Source organism: Gilliamella sp. M0320 (assembly GCF_016101635.1).
Taxonomy (GTDB): Bacteria; Pseudomonadota; Gammaproteobacteria; order Enterobacterales; family Orbaceae; genus Gilliamella; species Gilliamella apis.
Genome location: NZ_JACFQD010000002.1, coordinates 65,440 through 80,318, shown reverse-complemented (window position 1 = coordinate 80,318; position 14,879 = coordinate 65,440). Strand labels below are relative to the sequence as shown.

At 33.9% G+C, this 14,879-nt stretch carries 15 protein-coding genes and 1 CRISPR repeat array; of the genes, 8 read left to right on the top strand and 7 right to left on the bottom strand.

Features of this window, described 5'->3' with window-relative positions:
* The first annotated feature begins 48 nt into the window (after positions 1–48).
* The 3 genes from lolB (at position 49) to H3T83_RS02895 (ending at position 3,015) form a co-directional block, all read left to right on the top strand.
* Positions 49–669, top strand: a complete 621-nt coding sequence (gene lolB / locus H3T83_RS02905; RefSeq protein ID WP_034902600.1) for a lipoprotein insertase outer membrane protein LolB — start codon at positions 49–51, stop codon at positions 667–669.
* Between the two features lie 9 nt (positions 670–678).
* Positions 679–1,521, top strand: a complete 843-nt coding sequence (gene ispE / locus H3T83_RS02900; protein WP_198215052.1) for a 4-(cytidine 5'-diphospho)-2-C-methyl-D-erythritol kinase — start codon at positions 679–681, stop codon at positions 1,519–1,521.
* A gap of 435 nt (positions 1,522–1,956) precedes the next feature.
* A complete protein-coding gene (locus tag H3T83_RS02895) occupies positions 1,957–3,015 on the top strand; it encodes a bifunctional transcriptional activator/DNA repair enzyme AdaA (RefSeq protein WP_198215051.1) in 1,059 nt (352 codons plus the stop codon).
* A gap of 154 nt (positions 3,016–3,169) precedes the next feature.
* Here the strand turns inward: H3T83_RS02895 and H3T83_RS02890 are convergent, their stop codons facing one another.
* Genes H3T83_RS02890 through H3T83_RS02880 form a run of 3 tightly spaced genes read right to left on the bottom strand, consistent with a single transcriptional unit; the run spans position 3,170 to position 6,640 of the window.
* On the bottom strand, positions 3,170–3,853 hold the full coding sequence (locus H3T83_RS02890; protein ID WP_065651088.1) for a response regulator transcription factor: 684 nt from the start codon (positions 3,851–3,853) through the stop codon (positions 3,170–3,172).
* A gap of 4 nt (positions 3,854–3,857) precedes the next feature.
* Positions 3,858–5,300, bottom strand: a complete 1,443-nt coding sequence (locus tag H3T83_RS02885; RefSeq protein WP_198215050.1) for a cell wall metabolism sensor histidine kinase WalK — start codon at positions 5,298–5,300, stop codon at positions 3,858–3,860.
* A gap of 2 nt (positions 5,301–5,302) precedes the next feature.
* Positions 5,303–6,640, bottom strand: coding sequence for a VWA domain-containing protein (locus H3T83_RS02880; RefSeq protein ID WP_198215049.1), 1,338 nt, complete (start codon positions 6,638–6,640; stop codon positions 5,303–5,305).
* 269 nt (positions 6,641–6,909) lie between these two features.
* Here H3T83_RS02880 and apt point away from each other — a divergent pair, with 269 nt between their 5' ends.
* The 3 genes from apt (at position 6,910) to H3T83_RS02865 (ending at position 9,920) form a co-directional block, all read left to right on the top strand.
* The gene (gene apt, locus H3T83_RS02875; RefSeq protein ID WP_065613000.1) at positions 6,910–7,455 is read left to right on the top strand and encodes an adenine phosphoribosyltransferase; all 546 of its coding nucleotides are present in this window, start codon (positions 6,910–6,912) and stop codon (positions 7,453–7,455) included.
* 240 nt (positions 7,456–7,695) lie between these two features.
* Positions 7,696–8,466: a dimethylargininase gene (gene ddaH / locus H3T83_RS02870; RefSeq protein ID WP_034902623.1), complete on the top strand. Its 771-nt coding sequence runs from the start codon at positions 7,696–7,698 to the stop codon at positions 8,464–8,466.
* A 44-nt stretch (positions 8,467–8,510) separates the two neighbouring features.
* Complete coding sequence (locus H3T83_RS02865) at positions 8,511–9,920, top strand: basic amino acid/polyamine antiporter (protein ID WP_198215048.1); 1,410 nt, start codon at positions 8,511–8,513, stop codon at positions 9,918–9,920.
* Between the two features lie 15 nt (positions 9,921–9,935).
* Here H3T83_RS02865 and H3T83_RS02860 read toward each other — a convergent pair whose 3' ends face one another.
* Together H3T83_RS02860 and nfi are read right to left on the bottom strand one after the other, a co-directional pair.
* Positions 9,936–10,682: a tRNA1(Val) (adenine(37)-N6)-methyltransferase gene (locus H3T83_RS02860; protein ID WP_198215047.1), complete on the bottom strand. Its 747-nt coding sequence runs from the start codon at positions 10,680–10,682 to the stop codon at positions 9,936–9,938.
* Positions 10,672–11,337, bottom strand: coding sequence for a deoxyribonuclease V (gene nfi, locus H3T83_RS02855; RefSeq protein WP_165755083.1), 666 nt, complete (start codon positions 11,335–11,337; stop codon positions 10,672–10,674). The genes H3T83_RS02860 and nfi overlap by 11 nt, the downstream gene beginning before the upstream one ends.
* 60 nt (positions 11,338–11,397) lie before the next feature.
* On the opposite strand from nfi, the gene H3T83_RS02850 reads away from it, so the two are divergent.
* Positions 11,398–11,979 (top strand): YigZ family protein, encoded by a 582-nt coding sequence (locus H3T83_RS02850; protein ID WP_198198093.1) that lies wholly within the window; start codon positions 11,398–11,400, stop codon positions 11,977–11,979.
* A gap of 95 nt (positions 11,980–12,074) precedes the next feature.
* Positions 12,075–12,591: direct repeats of the CRISPR family, unit length 29 nt; unit sequence GTGTTCCCTATACACATAGGGATAAACCG.
* 109 nt (positions 12,592–12,700) lie between these two features.
* On the top strand, positions 12,701–13,144 hold the full coding sequence (locus H3T83_RS02845) for a hypothetical protein (protein ID WP_034902637.1): 444 nt from the start codon (positions 12,701–12,703) through the stop codon (positions 13,142–13,144).
* Between the two features lie 98 nt (positions 13,145–13,242).
* Here H3T83_RS02845 and H3T83_RS02840 read toward each other — a convergent pair whose 3' ends face one another.
* Positions 13,243–13,890 carry a hypothetical protein gene (locus tag H3T83_RS02840; RefSeq protein WP_198215046.1) on the bottom strand — a complete coding sequence of 216 codons (648 nt, stop codon included), beginning with the start codon at positions 13,888–13,890 and terminating at the stop codon, positions 13,243–13,245.
* A 193-nt stretch (positions 13,891–14,083) separates the two neighbouring features.
* The gene (locus tag H3T83_RS02835; protein ID WP_198215045.1) at positions 14,084–14,875 is read right to left on the bottom strand and encodes a hypothetical protein; all 792 of its coding nucleotides are present in this window, start codon (positions 14,873–14,875) and stop codon (positions 14,084–14,086) included.
* Positions 14,876–14,879 lie beyond the last annotated feature (4 nt).

Here is a 14,879-nt window from a genome sequence, read left to right as displayed (position 1 = left end):
GCTATAATACGCCTTACTTTTGACCATACACAACTAAAGAGTTAATTTATGTCTAAAATTAAATATTTGTTCGTATTCATTCTGCCGTTTATACTTAGTGCGTGCCAAACAACTAAATATCAAACAAATGTATCTGTAGAACAGCAATGGCAAAACCATAAACAAGTTCTTGCACAAATTAATTCATTTCAAGTTAATGGTAGTATTGCTCATATAGGAACGAAAACTAAAAGTTATGGTCGTTTTCTTATTACACAGCAATCTGAAAATTATTATGACGTAAAATTAACTACGCCAGTTGGCACAAATATTTTAACCTTAAAAGCCGAACCTAATTACGCCGAATTAATTGATAACAATGGCGCTCGCTACCAGGATATTAATGTGGAGCTATTAATGAAGAAAATATCCAATGTTAATATCCCACTTAATTCTTTACATAATTGGTTGAAAGGTTTTTCTGATGATAGTCAAGCTGATAAAATTGACAGCTCAGGCAGATTATCTTCCACCTCATTTATGCAAAATAACAATAAATGGTCACTAAAGATTAGCAGCTACTCTACTTATAACTATAAAAATAAAAAAATTGATTTACCTGCTATCATTGAACTTTCTCATGATGATGAATTAATTCGTTTGAAAATTAGCAATTGGATCTTACGATAACGGATAATAATGATGAATCAATGGTTATCACCAGCTAAATTAAATCTATTTTTATATATAACTGGGCGACGCCCAGACAATTATCATGATTTACAAACTTTGTTTCAATTTATTGATATTTGCGACAAATTGACTCTTACGACTCGTGATGATGGGCAAATTAATCTATTAACCCAATTTGATAATATTCCTGCAGATAAAAATCTAATTATTATAGCCGCTAAGCGTTTAAAATCTTATGTGAATAATAATCAGCTTGGTGCAGATATTGCCATAGATAAAATGATCCCCATGGGTGGAGGACTCGGTGGCGCTTCGTCAAATGCAGCGACAGTGCTGGTTGCGTTAAATCAATTATGGGATTTACATCTGTCGCAAACTACCTTGATGGAAATAGGTAGCACAATTGGTGCCGATGTACCTATTTTTATTTATGGGCATTCTGCTTTTGCAGAAGGTATTGGAGATCAATTGCAACAAGTTGATATTCCCCAATATTGGTATTTAGTCAGCTACCCTAATATAGAAATTTCAACGGTTACGGTGTTTAATGATCCAAATTTGCCACGAAATACGCCTAAGCGCAGCATTGAACAACTGATGTCAATTTCTATTGATGATTTTAGTAATGATTGTGAAGCGGTAGTACGTCAGCGTTTCCCAGAAATTGATAACCTTATACAGCATTTATCGCGATATGCTCCAACCAGATTAACTGGCACCGGTGCTTGTGTTTTTACACGTTGTGAGTCAAAGCAACATGCGTTGTCAATACAGAACGAACTTAAATCCTGCTCCGTAAAAAGCTTTATTGCTAAATCATTAAACTCATCACCACTGTACACTAATTAAATAATTTTCTTAAAGCAATAATCATTGACCATATAAGTGATTTAAATTTATATGGTCTGTGATTAGCTATAAAAACATAAACTCATTTTACTGCATCATTAGGTATTACAAAAAGTCGATGATCATAATATTCCACACAATAAAGACCTTCAAAACTCTTATAACCTTGTTCTGCTAAGTTTGATTTTAACCATTTTTCATCTTTACCAGAACGAAGGAATGACTATTTAATAATAAAAACCGTTAGTGATAACAAGTGATGTATCAATATTAGATTGATAATAATCATTTTAGCAATTTATTTTTATTAAACAGCTAAAAAATTTGCTAAGAAAGTGAATAAAATAGTTGTCAATTTTTCGGTTGCACAACGTATAGCATTTTTAATAAGCTTAGGTCATAAATTTTCGAAATTACTAGACAAGACAGAATTAAATGCTAATAACTAACCCTAATCAAAAAGAGACTTATTACCAAGCTTTACTTGAAAGAGATCATAGCTATATTGGGATCTTTTATGTCGGAGTCAAAACTACTTCGGTTTTTTGTATTGCGACTTGCCGAGCCAGAAAACCGAAATTTGCCAATGTTGAATTTTTCTCTTCATTCAAATCTGCGCTTGATGCGGGTTATCGACCTTGCAAAATATGCAAACCAACCGAAAATGCTAATCAAGCACCGGATGAAATAATTAAAGCCCTAGCATTGATTAATAATAATCCCAAACAAAAGATTACTGATTATCAGCTAAGACAAAATAAACTAAGTCCTGAAACTATTCGCCGTTGGTTTAAAAAACACTATGGAATTACTTTCCATGCTTATCAACGAATGTACCGAATCAACCATGCTTTTCAAGAATTAAAATCAGGAAAAAACGTAATCAATACTGCATTTGATACGGGTTACAACTCGTTAAGTGGCTTTGGTTATACCTATAAAAAAATTATGAAAAAATCACCATCAGCAGAAAATCAGCAAGACGTCATATTAATCGACAGATTAACAACCCCTTTAGGTCCAATGTTTATCTGTGCTACAAACCAAGGAATTTGTCTATTAGAGTTTGTAGATCGAAGAATGCTCGAAACCGAATTTGAACAACTACAACGCCTACTTAAAATGAAAATTATTTTTGGCGAAAATAAACATATCAAACAAGCTAAGGTTGAAATTGCCGAATATTTTGCAGGAACAAGAACAAGCTTTACCATTGCCTTACATACACCAGGTACCCTATTTCAACAAACCGTTTGGGATTGCTTGAAACACATTCCCTATGGAGAATTGACCACTTATAAACAGCAAGCCCAAAGAATTAATAATCCACAGGCAATTCGAGCTGTAGCCAATGCTAATGGTTGTAATCGAGTTGCAATTATTGTTCCTTGTCATCGAGTAATAGGATCGAATGGAGAGCTAATTGGTTACGGCGGTGGGTTGGAACGAAAAAAATGGTTAATTGAACATGAAAATAAAAATCGTAAAAACTGATAATTATTCAAAAAATAATTATGAGTCAATCAATATGCTCAGTTAGATGATATTGTAAAAACTATAGAAGAAAATTGCTTTATACAACGTCATCTCTTTTTCAGAAATTACTTAAAATCCTGAAAAACTCCGTTCAATAGAGTGTATGGCAAATTTAATGTCTATAACCAATTCCATGTACTGTTTTTATTAAAGTTGGTATGCTTGGGTTAATTTCTATTTGTTTTCTTAATTTTGAAATATGTTGATCAAGAGTTCGACTATTAGGTAAATAATTATATCCCCACACGTAATCAAAAAGCATATCTCGAGTAACAACTTGATTTTTATTTTGGTATAAACATTCTAAAATTTTAACTTCTCGTAAAGTTAATTCAATAATCTGATCATTTCTTTTGGCGTACAATTCAGTAGGATAAACATTTAAATCACCAAATTGAAAATAATCCTCTTGGGAAGTATTAGAGTTTTTTAATTTTAAATAACGTTTAGCAATAGCCTTAATTCTCGCTCTAAGTTCATGAATACCAAAAGGCTTATTCATATAATCATCAGCACCAAGTTCTAAACCAACTACCCGATCAATCTCTTCATCTTTAGCGGATAAAAATAAAATTGGCACATCTTCATCTAATTTACGGATAGCACGACAAACAGAATAACCATCAAGCTCGGGCATCATAATGTCTAAAATAATAAAATCGGGTTGATGTTGTTTAAATAGTTGAAGTGCAACTTTACCATTAGCCGCTTTGATAATCGTATAGCCCTCTTTTTCTAACAGATCTGCCATACCATTAAGAATATGCTTGTCATCTTCTGCAATTAAGATTTTCATTTTACTACTCCATTAATATAAGTGAAAATGCCATCCCTGGATTTTGATTGATAACTTTAATTTCACCTTGGATCTGATTAGCCAACTGCTTGGCAATCGTCAAACCTATTCCTGTACCCGAAACTCCTTCGGTTATCGATGAATTGACTCGATAAAATGGCTCAAAAATCTGTTTCAACAGATGATTAGCAATACCGTCACCATAATCACGAACCGTAATTTTCACCTGTTTTTCTTTTCTGGTTAAAGATAAATCAATCTGCTTACCATTAAAAGCATATTTCTCGGCATTACTCAAAAAATTATTGAGAATTTGCATTACACAATCTTCATCAGTATTGACAATACAATCATCTTCAAGAGTAATGATGTTCAGTTGTAATGATTTAGCATCTAAAATAGGTTTAAAGGTTAGATATATCTGTCTAATTAGTATGGTTAAATTTACTGGTTTTATATTTAGACGACTTGGCTTATTAAAAGTTAAAACATTTTGCACCAATCGAGTTAGTCGTTTACTTTCAGCACTGATTATATGTAGATAATCAGGAATTGGCGCTGGTTCATCTTCTAAATACTCGGATAACATCTCAGAATATAGCGTGATATTGGTCAAAGGAGTTTTAAATTCATGTGAAACTTGTCCAACAAAACTCACCTGCTGTTTTGCTAAACGCAAAGTTCGACTATATTCTCGATAGGCATAGCAAATAAGTCCAAGCAGAACGATAAGGAATAAACCAATAACACCTGCACCTAGCAGATATAAATTAACTAAGTTTGGCGAGGGATAATAATAAGTTAAATGCCAATTTTGTAAGGGATAATCAAGGACAATCGAAATTTCATTATCAAAAATTTCCCCATTGCTATAAATCTGTTTATCACCGTCGGATAATCTAAAATTATCCTCAAAAGCTTGTTTATCTAATAAACTGATAGCATCAAATGAAAATTTGATATTGGAAAGTTCAAAACCAATAATATTATCCGACTTAATTGACCAATAAATTAAGTGGTTATACATTTGATACCAACCAGAACTTGGTTCAAATTGTTCAGAATGATCTTGTTGCTTAAACAAAACCGAATTGTCCATTGCAATTGATTCAACCAACTTATGCCACTGAGAATCATCAAAATCACTTAAAAATAAAATCTTATTTTTATTGATTATAAAAATATTTTTAATATCAGTTTCCGTTCCTAATAAATCTTCAGCTTTAGCATTGTTGTTATCAATTTGTGATGCCAAATTACTTAGATAAGATAAGCGCTGATTTAACAACGATTCAATCGATAATTTGATATTATTTATACGGCTTTTCACGAGTAAGGTTTGATTATTTTCACGCAACAAAACTTCATGCTCGACACTTCGCCAACCTAAATAGCTGATGAATGCCATTAATACCAATAAAGATAAAATCGTTGTTAATTTTTTCATAACTATTTTTTAATTACATTACTTTTGGATTGAAATTGTTGCTCAGTCATTATTTTACGGGAAACATTGCTATCCTGATTTTTAACTGCATCAACCATAATATTATTTTTCTCAATTTGACTATTTATTCTTGCTTTTGATGAAGGTGATATCATCATGTTTGAAAATGATGCTAGTCTACTACTATTTTGCATAAGCATTTCTTCTGCTTCCGCATGCATTCCTTTATCGTAAAGCGACAAAGCTTCTTCATTCGCAAGAGTCACTTTCTGTATTTCTGACTCAGCTAAAACATCTTGAATTATAGAATCTTGAACTAATTTTTTATTGTCAGTATAAGCAATGCTAACCAATTGAGTTTCATGTTCCGCTTTATTGACCAATAAATTATCATATTTTAAATCAATTTCAGCTAATGTCTTACTTTGACCTACTTTTCCTTCCTCCGGAAGCACCTCTAGCAATACATATTTTTCTTGATTTGAAAACAGTTGATTCATTTTAACCGTGACTTGATTCCCTTTAATCACCCCATCGCGACCAAGTAGACGCACCGGTTTAACACCCTCTTTCAATTGAATAGTAATGACAACGTCTTGAGCAACTGTGGACATTACATCAGTAAACTCGTGAACAAACACATTTTCAAGCTCTGATGAGTTATTGACAAATACATGATTACCATCACTATAACTGGCGATCGATGACATTAATAATTCATTATAACCTGAGCCAATCCCCATGGTGGTGATCGCAATATTCTTTTTCGCTGCAATAATTGCCAACTCAGATAGCTCATTGACAGAACTTGGTCCAACATTAGCTTGACCATCAGAGAGCAAAATAATACGATTAACTTTATCTTTGGTAAGCTGATTTTCAACTTGCTTAATTCCTTTACTCAAACCGGCAAATAAGGCCGTTCCACCACCAGCAATAACTTTCTTATTAATAAGTTGAATGATTTTTTGTTTATCTTTTACTTTGCTTGCTGGAACAATCACTTCTGCTTCGTTATCATAGGCAACAATAGATAATGTATCCTCTTCATTCAACAAATTGACCGCAAAAATAGCTGCTTCTCTCGCTTTTTCAATGCAATCGCCAGCCATTGAACCTGATCTATCAATAACAATAGCTAAATTGAGCGGTACCCGTTTGTTGGTATCAACTTTTTGACCAGTTAACGAGATTTTTAAGTAATTTGCTTCTGGATTACCTTCTAGAATAATTGGTGAAGACAATTCTGAACGAACTTGAATTTGTTTTATTGGTTCAGCGTGGCTAAATAAGCTACAGACTGAAAGCCCTAACATGGCAAATAGTTTAATAAATTTCATTGTGTTTTCCTTCTTGTATAAAGTTTATTCAATTATTCACTAATTGCAAACTAAACTGTCTAATTAATGTATTTAATTGTAAAAATTTGTAAAAACACAAAATTAAAATAAGATAAATAATTACTAAAAAATATCCCTATTCGTACTTAAACTAATCAATCTCTAGATTTTACGGTGCATTAACCGTTTGTTTATTGCCAGCCAAAAGCGCATCGGTATATAATAAAAAATTATTCGTTCTTAAAGAGAATAGTTAGAGAACATTTAATATGACTCAATCAAAACTTGAACTTATCAGAAATAGTATTATTACTATCCCAAATTATCCTAAACAAGGGATATTATTTCGGGATATTACCAGTTTACTTGAAGACCCAATCGCCTTCAGAACATCAGTCGATCTTTTAATTGAGCATTATAAAGATAAAAAAATCGATAAAGTTGTTGGCACCGAAGCGCGTGGTTTTATTTTTGCCGCCCCTCTTGCTTTAGCCTTAGGTGTTGGTTTTGTACCTGTTAGAAAACCGAATAAGTTACCGCGTAACGTATTTAGAGAAGAGTATCAACTTGAATATGGTACCGATACATTAGAAATGCATTGTGATGCCATAAAACCTAATGAGCGAGTATTGATTATTGACGATTTACTAGCAACAGGAGGCACCGTTGCTGCAACCGCTAAATTAATTCAAAAAGCGGGTGGGATCGCTGAAGATGCCGCTTTTGTCATCAATTTACCTGATTTACAAGGTAAAACGAAATTAACCGCTATGGGAATCAACTGCTATACATTAGTCGATTTTGCCGGTGAATAACATTTATTTTTAGGGCGAGCTGTCGCCCTATTTCTTATCACATATTCGCTATTCTTATTTTAATTATTAACAATTCACCATTGTTTAACACCTATATCAATTCCTCACAATTTTGCTTATAAAGAAAATAGCATAAAAATGCATATCAAAAATATAAAAGCTAATCAAAAAGCTTGCTTTAGCTTTTTTAATGAATTATTATTCATAATTATTGCATAATTATTACAAGGAATTTATAGGATGAAAAAATTTAGTCATATCATTGCAAGAACACCAGCAAAGTCACTAATCAATGGCCTAACGTCGGCTAATTTAGGCAAACCTGACTACCAAAAAGCGCTAGATCAACATAACAGCTACATACGTGCATTACAACAATGTGATGTCGATATCACCATTCTACCAGCTAACGAACAATTCCCAGATTCAGTTTTTGTTGAAGATGTTGCCCTTTGTACTCCTCATTGCGTAATTATTACTAGACCTGGTGCGGATTCTCGTCGAGCTGAAACTGAGTTAATCACTGAAGCGGTGGGTCGTTTTTATCCAAATAAAATTGAATATATTCAGGCACCAGGCACCGTAGAGGCAGGTGATATCATGATGGTTGAGAATCACTTTTACATTGGTCTATCCGCTCGTACCAATCAAGAAGGTGCAAACCAAATGATTGCAATATTGGAAAAATATGGTTTAACTGGTTCTGTCGTCACTTTAGAAAAAGTATTACATCTTAAAACAGGACTTGCCTATCTAGAACACAACAACTTATTAGCAGCAGGTGAGTTTATTACTAAGCCAGAATTTCAACATCTCAACATCATTGAAATACCTGAACAAGAAAGTTATGCCGCTAACTGTATATGGGTCAATGAACGAGTAATAATGCCGGCTGGTTATCCAATTACCAAGGCCAAAATTGAGGCGCTCGGTTATCAAGTCATTGAAGTTGATACTTCAGAATACCGCAAAATCGATGGCGGAGTAAGTTGTATGTCATTACGATTTTAATTTAAAAAACCACAAAAATTAAACCAACTAAATAAGAAAACAATATGAATACACCAGTAAGAAAAAAGCTTGGCATATTTCCTCTCACATTACTGGTGGTGGGAAGTATTGTCGGTAGTGGTATTTTTAGCCTACCACAAAATATGGCCGAAGGCGCCGGTGCCGGTGCGATACTTATCGCATGGGCCGTAACATTATTCGGCATGTTTATGCTGACACGAATATTCCAATATCTTTCTATTCGATTTTACAAAATTAATGAAGGTTTATATGGTTATGTTCGTGAAGGATTTGGGGATTATATCGGTTTTAATGCCGCGTGGGGTTATTGGATATCAGCTTGGATGTCTTGTACCAGCTATTTAGTTATCTTATTTAGTGCGTTAGGCTCTTTTGATTGTTTTGCATTTTTTGGTAATGGTACGACAATTCCTGCCGTTATTGCCGGACTTATCCTTTTATGGATTATGCACTTTTTTGTCATTAACGGAATTTACCAAGCATTTTTACTTAATTGCCTAGTAACACTAGCTAAAATTGTACCTATCGGTTTATTTATCGTTTGTGTTGTTTTAGCCTTTAAAATTTCAACTTTTAACACTGATTTTTGGGGGACACCACAATTAGGCTCAATCATTGATCAAGTAAAATATACTATGCTTTATACAGTATGGGTTTATTTGGGGATTGAAAGTGCTACTGTCTATGCTGCACGAGCGAAGAATATGATCAGTATAAGTCGAGCCACCTTTTTTGGTTTTGCCATTACGAGTCTTTTATTAGTCTGTGTTTCCGTTCTTTCATTGGGCATTGTGCCACAACATGAACTCGCACAAATGAAAAATCCGTCAATGGCACTAGTAATTGAACATGTCGTTGGTAGTTGGGGGGCCACATTTATTAATATTGGTTTGATAGTTTCTGTAAGTGGAGGATTATTGTCTTGGTTAATGTTAGCTGCAGAAATGCTATTTTTAGCCGGTCAAGGTAAACAACATACTGTCCCTAGCTGTTTTGGTAAACTTAATAAAAACAGTACACCAGCCAATGCTTTGTGGTTAACGACCAGCTTAATTAGCTTGTTGATTATACTTGCTCATTTTTATGAATCAGGTTATAACACGCTGATTCAATTATCAACATCTATGGTGCTTATCCCATATCTACTTTCAGCACTGTTTATGTTTAAATTAGCAATACATCAACCTAGAAAATACCTAATTTTCATCGGCGCATTTGGTTCGCTATATGGACTTTGGTTAATCTATGCTGGCGGCATATCATATTTGCTACTATCAATGATCTTATATAGTTTTGGGTTACTGTTTTATCTTTATGCTAGAAAGCAAAGACAATTGTCAGCATTTAGCTATTTACATGATAAAATCTATGCCATAGCTATAGTGGTACTAGCCATTATTGCCATTATTCACTTTTATATCATTCCTAATTAATCAACGAACTAGGCGTTATTTTCGAAATAGATAAAAATCGGACAACAATTGTCTAAATTGTTGGGAATAACGCCCTTCTTCATCTCGCATACACAATGATTGGCATTCAATATTAGCATGCTGATTAAATGAAAATGCCATCAATACTAATGAATAGTCTTTATTGGCTGTATATTTAACTTGCAGTTCATGACACAAATATAATTGATTTGACGTAGTCAATTGCTTAAATTGCTCGGCAAGATGATAAGGTAAAACCAAACAAAACAACCCTTGCGGATTTAATAATCGTTTTACTACATCAATAAGTTGTTGATAGTTGAGACTTTCAGTATAACGGGCTAACTGCCTCTCTGAACTTCTACACTCTACAGCTGACTGAAAATAAGGAGGATTAGTGACAATTAAATCATAATACCCTCGTTCAGTGGTTTTAAATTGATTTACATCGATATTTAATGGCTTAATATTTTTAAAGCCTGCATTAAAGCTATTCTCTCGACATTGCAATACCGCTTGCATATCGATATCAATCGCATCAATTTGACATGTTTGATGTTCTAAACGTTGAGCCAACATTAAAGCAATTACACCACATCCGGTACCAATATCTAAGACATGTTGTACATCGGATTTAATTGGTACCCATGCGCCTAATAAACAACTATCCGTTGTCACCTTCATTGGACTTTTGTCGTGAGCAACAAAAAAACGTTTAAAGGTAAACCCTCCTTGTTTTAATACTAATTTATTATTTACCATGCTTAAATTTTCTAAATAAAGGTTTATTAGATGCAATTGCATCAGCCCAACGAGTTGGTTCAGGTAATCGATAACCTCGTAAACACTGTTTTACCCAATGTAATGCACTAGTTTGACTAATTTTGTGTCCAGCTGAAATAAATAACGGATTACAATTATTTTTACTCTGCAAAACCCAACCAATTTGTTCATGTTTATCAAGTAAAGGGGTTACGTTGCCCGCTTGTTTTGCTTGCTCTTGATATTGCCCACATAATTTGCTTTTTGCGACACCTATAGTTGGCATATCTAACAATAAACCAAGATGGCTAGCGATACCTAATCGTCTTGGATGAGCAACTCCCTGCCCATCAACTAATAACAAATCGGGCTTTTGCTTTAACTGTTGCCATGCATTGAGCAAAGCAGGATACTCACGAAAAGACAAATAACCCGGAATATAGGGAAAGCTCGTATCCAATCGAGCAATATGATACTCAACTACATCAAAATCGGGAAAAGTCAATGTCACTATCGCTGCACGCGTTACCGAGCCATCTTGCTCAAACCCAACATCAGTACCACCAATTAGTTTTATTGTTGGATTAAAATTATCCACCAAGCTTACCTGCTCGGCTAATTGTTGTTGTGAAAGTTTTAATTGTGCTAAATTGATAGACATTTCAATTTTGCTCAGTATTATTAGTTACAATAAAACGATTTTACCAGAATTAGTATGCCTTATACATTAACAAATCCTACCCAATTAACCGAAGAGATAAAAAAAAGCCGCTTTATTGTAAATGCAGCTCCAATTACTAATGCTCAGCAAGCAACCGAGTTTATCGACAACATCAGTGATCCAAATGCAACACATAACTGTTGGGCATGGAAAATAGGCCAACAATATCGTTTCAACGATGATGGTGAACCAACCAGCACAGCCGGACGCCCTATTCTATCGGCCATTGAAGGTCAAGATTGTGATCAGGTGGTAGTGGTGGTCACCCGCTACTTTGGTGGCATCAAATTAGGCACAGGCGGACTCATTCGGGCTTACGGTGGTTCGGCTAGTCACTGCTTACAACAAGCAGAATTGATCGAACTTATTGCTAGAACATCATTACAATTTCACTGCTATTACAATGAATGGCCAATTATTGAAAACCGCTTAAAAGAACTAGATGCAGTCATTGAACAACAAAATTTTGATGCTGAAGGTGTAACTGTCATTATTGCTATAACACAAGATAATGTAGTCATACTTAAAAAAAATATTAGCGATATTACTCGCGGTAGAGTGATTATCAAGACTTAAAACACCTGTATAAATATCCATCCAAATACAGCAAAAAAATTGGTAGAAATTGTAGACTGCGTATTTTAATTATAAAACAAACGGTTATAATTAGAGTGTTCCCTATACACATAGGGATAAACCGCAATTGTATCTTGCTTGTATTCGTCCCAATTTGTGTTCCCTATACACATAGGGATAAACCGTATTAAAACATTCCATAACTTCCCTATTTAAAGTGTTCCCTATACACATAGGGATAAACCGTTTCACTTCATCAGTATTATTTGTATCGTCACGTGTTCCCTATACACATAGGGATAAACCGCCGAATTATTGATGATGTTAAACCAGTATCCCGTGTTCCCTATACACATAGGGATAAACCGTAGTCGGTGTTGATGTTGCTGATGCAACCACTGTGTTCCCTATACACATAGGGATAAACCGTAAAACTGAACCTAGTTCGGAACCTTGCTGACGTGTTCCCTATACACATAGGGATAAACCGAGACGCAATACCCATCAGGAATAGGCCCTTTTGTGTTCCCTATACACATAGGGATAAACCGGTGTAAGTTGCTCAACGGAGCTTGGCGTAACGGTGTTCCCTATACACATAGGGCTATTGCGTTCCCTGTGTGTACAGGAATTAACTTCAAATTCAAACAAACCACCTTCTGGCGGTTTTTTATTGCCCAGAATTCCTAAATAACTTACTATTGCCTAAAAAGGAGATGGCATGAAAAGAATTACTTTATTTGGGATAGCTTGTTTTGCTTTGTATGGTTGCGGTAACGATAGTGATGGGCAAAAGGTCACTGAGGAGATGTTACTTGGTGAGTGGAACTGCAAAGTTAGCTCGCAAGAAGCAGAATCAAGGAATGGTAAGTTACAAGATTTTGGTGATCCAGAGTTCGAGGAAAATAAATACATTTTTACCAAAAAAGATGGAAAGCTTTTTGTAAGTTTATCTTTATATAAAGAAGATTTAATGCCTTTTAATCTAGAGGATATTTACAAAAGACCTGAGTATACGGAATATGATAGACAAAGAACTCAAAAGATTAAATACCTATCAAAAGATAGTTTTAGTCTAAACGGTACATATACAATCATCGATAAAAACAACAAACCAACTAGCAAATTTAAAGAAGAATATGTTTGTGATCGTATTAAAGAATAAGACGTTTGTTTTCTAGTGAAATTTAACTATTTTTGACCAGCAAAGCTAAATATTACTGGTCAAAAAATTGCTAAAATAGAGTTAAATCTTCGGTTCAATTATTTAAATACAACTAAATCTTTATAAGATTCATTAACAGCACTTATTAACGACCTCACTTGCGTATCACCATCAATAAAAATGTAAACATTATCTAATCGAGGATAATATTGCTTGAAAAATTTTCCACTTTTGGTACCTGCTGGACAAAAATGAAAGACAAGTACATCCTCGCTACAGCATATTGCCATAAAATCATCCCAATAAAAAATTCCTTCCATATCGATCGATTTTATATAAATACCTTCTTCGAAATAAGCACAATAACATTCAACCGGCCATTCAACATTTTTATAAAGTATCTTAGTCAAACGTATTTCTAAATATACATTGAAATAATAATTTACAAGATAGATTAAAATCCCTATATCAATCAATGGAATTAGAACCGAATACTCACCAATTTTGCGGGCCAAAGAAGGAGATGATAAACTTATGATGTACGTTACTATAATAGCTAGGATAAAGGCTATAATCATACCAACGAAAACAATTATTGTCTTTTTAGGGAAATACATACGACGAATTGTTCGGGGAATTTTTGCAAAAAGCTCTTCTCGTGATTCAAACCTAATTGTACGCTCAAACAAAAAATGCGATTGTTTAGGATCGAAAGCATAATAAGGTTTTTTTATTCGTTGTTTCATTGATATTCCTAACATTATTCATCTAATGATAAACATAATTATTATAGAACATAATGATTGGATGTAAATTACCTCTTTTATTTTGACTTATCGCATATAAATATTCCCCGATTATTTTATGCTATCCTATGCCCTCAAAATATTTATTGTTAGTTAATGATGTATAAAAATTATTAAGAGTCTTAATGTAATTCTATTTATCTTTCAACTCATATACAGTACCGTCACCCCAAGTACCAATATAATAGCGACCATTATGATAAGCTAACGCTACTACTCCAGATAAATTGCCAACTAAGGTTGAGACCTTTTTAGTTTTTACATCAATTTGTCGAACCATTCCAGCACCATTATCAATAACGGCGGCAACATTTGGTGCAACTGTAACAATACCAACACCGGGGCGATTAAAATCCGAACCTAGCTCAGTTTTAGTACCATTAGGGCTGATCATGGTTAAACGACCACTGTATTGTGAAACAACTAAACTATTATCAGCTAATTGAGTAACACCAACTGGTGTTGTTAATCCACGCGCAATAATACTTTTTTGCGTGGTTTTAAGATCAAGAGAAACTATTTCACCTGTTGAACGATTAGTAATAAGTAATTGACCTTGATTAGAAAAAGCGATACCGGTAGGAGTATGATAACCATCAGATATTTTTTCTGATTTACCATTACTATCAATTTTTACAATGTAATCATCTCCATATGATGAAACATAAACATTATCTTCTCCATCAATAACGATACCTGCTGGTGAAGATATACCTGAATAAAAAGTCTCTGTCTCTCCATTTGATTTGACTCTCGAAACTGAATTCCCTGACCAATTAGTTACATACATTAATCCCTTAGAATCAAACGCAATACCTGTTGGTGCACTAAAGGTCGAAGAAATCTTGGTTAAATCAGCCATACAGAATGCTCCATAAAAACAACAAAAAATAAATAGTGAAAAATGCAATAATCTTTTCATCATGATG

What these genes read in the sequence shown, in the direction of transcription:
- H3T83_RS02850 (WP_198198093.1), top strand. Translation starts at nt 11,398, where the DNA reads ATGCCTTATACATTAACAAATCCTACCCAATTAACCGAAGAGATAAAA.
- H3T83_RS02835 (WP_198215045.1), bottom strand. Translation starts at nt 14,875, where the DNA reads ATGATGAAAAGATTATTGCATTTTTCACTATTTATTTTTTGTTGTTTT.
- apt (WP_065613000.1), top strand. Translation starts at nt 6,910, where the DNA reads ATGACTCAATCAAAACTTGAACTTATCAGAAATAGTATTATTACTATC.
- H3T83_RS02840 (WP_198215046.1), bottom strand. Translation starts at nt 13,890, where the DNA reads ATGAAACAACGAATAAAAAAACCTTATTATGCTTTCGATCCTAAACAA.
- H3T83_RS02865 (WP_198215048.1), top strand. Translation starts at nt 8,511, where the DNA reads ATGAATACACCAGTAAGAAAAAAGCTTGGCATATTTCCTCTCACATTA.
- H3T83_RS02890 (WP_065651088.1), bottom strand. Translation starts at nt 3,853, where the DNA reads ATGAAAATCTTAATTGCAGAAGATGACAAGCATATTCTTAATGGTATG.
- H3T83_RS02880 (WP_198215049.1), bottom strand. Translation starts at nt 6,640, where the DNA reads ATGAAATTTATTAAACTATTTGCCATGTTAGGGCTTTCAGTCTGTAGC.
- H3T83_RS02860 (WP_198215047.1), bottom strand. Translation starts at nt 10,682, where the DNA reads ATGGTAAATAATAAATTAGTATTAAAACAAGGAGGGTTTACCTTTAAA.
- H3T83_RS02885 (WP_198215050.1), bottom strand. Translation starts at nt 5,300, where the DNA reads ATGAAAAAATTAACAACGATTTTATCTTTATTGGTATTAATGGCATTC.
- lolB (WP_034902600.1), top strand. Translation starts at nt 49, where the DNA reads ATGTCTAAAATTAAATATTTGTTCGTATTCATTCTGCCGTTTATACTT.
- H3T83_RS02845 (WP_034902637.1), top strand. Translation starts at nt 12,701, where the DNA reads ATGAAAAGAATTACTTTATTTGGGATAGCTTGTTTTGCTTTGTATGGT.
- H3T83_RS02895 (WP_198215051.1), top strand. Translation starts at nt 1,957, where the DNA reads ATGCTAATAACTAACCCTAATCAAAAAGAGACTTATTACCAAGCTTTA.
- ispE (WP_198215052.1), top strand. Translation starts at nt 679, where the DNA reads ATGATGAATCAATGGTTATCACCAGCTAAATTAAATCTATTTTTATAT.
- ddaH (WP_034902623.1), top strand. Translation starts at nt 7,696, where the DNA reads ATGAAAAAATTTAGTCATATCATTGCAAGAACACCAGCAAAGTCACTA.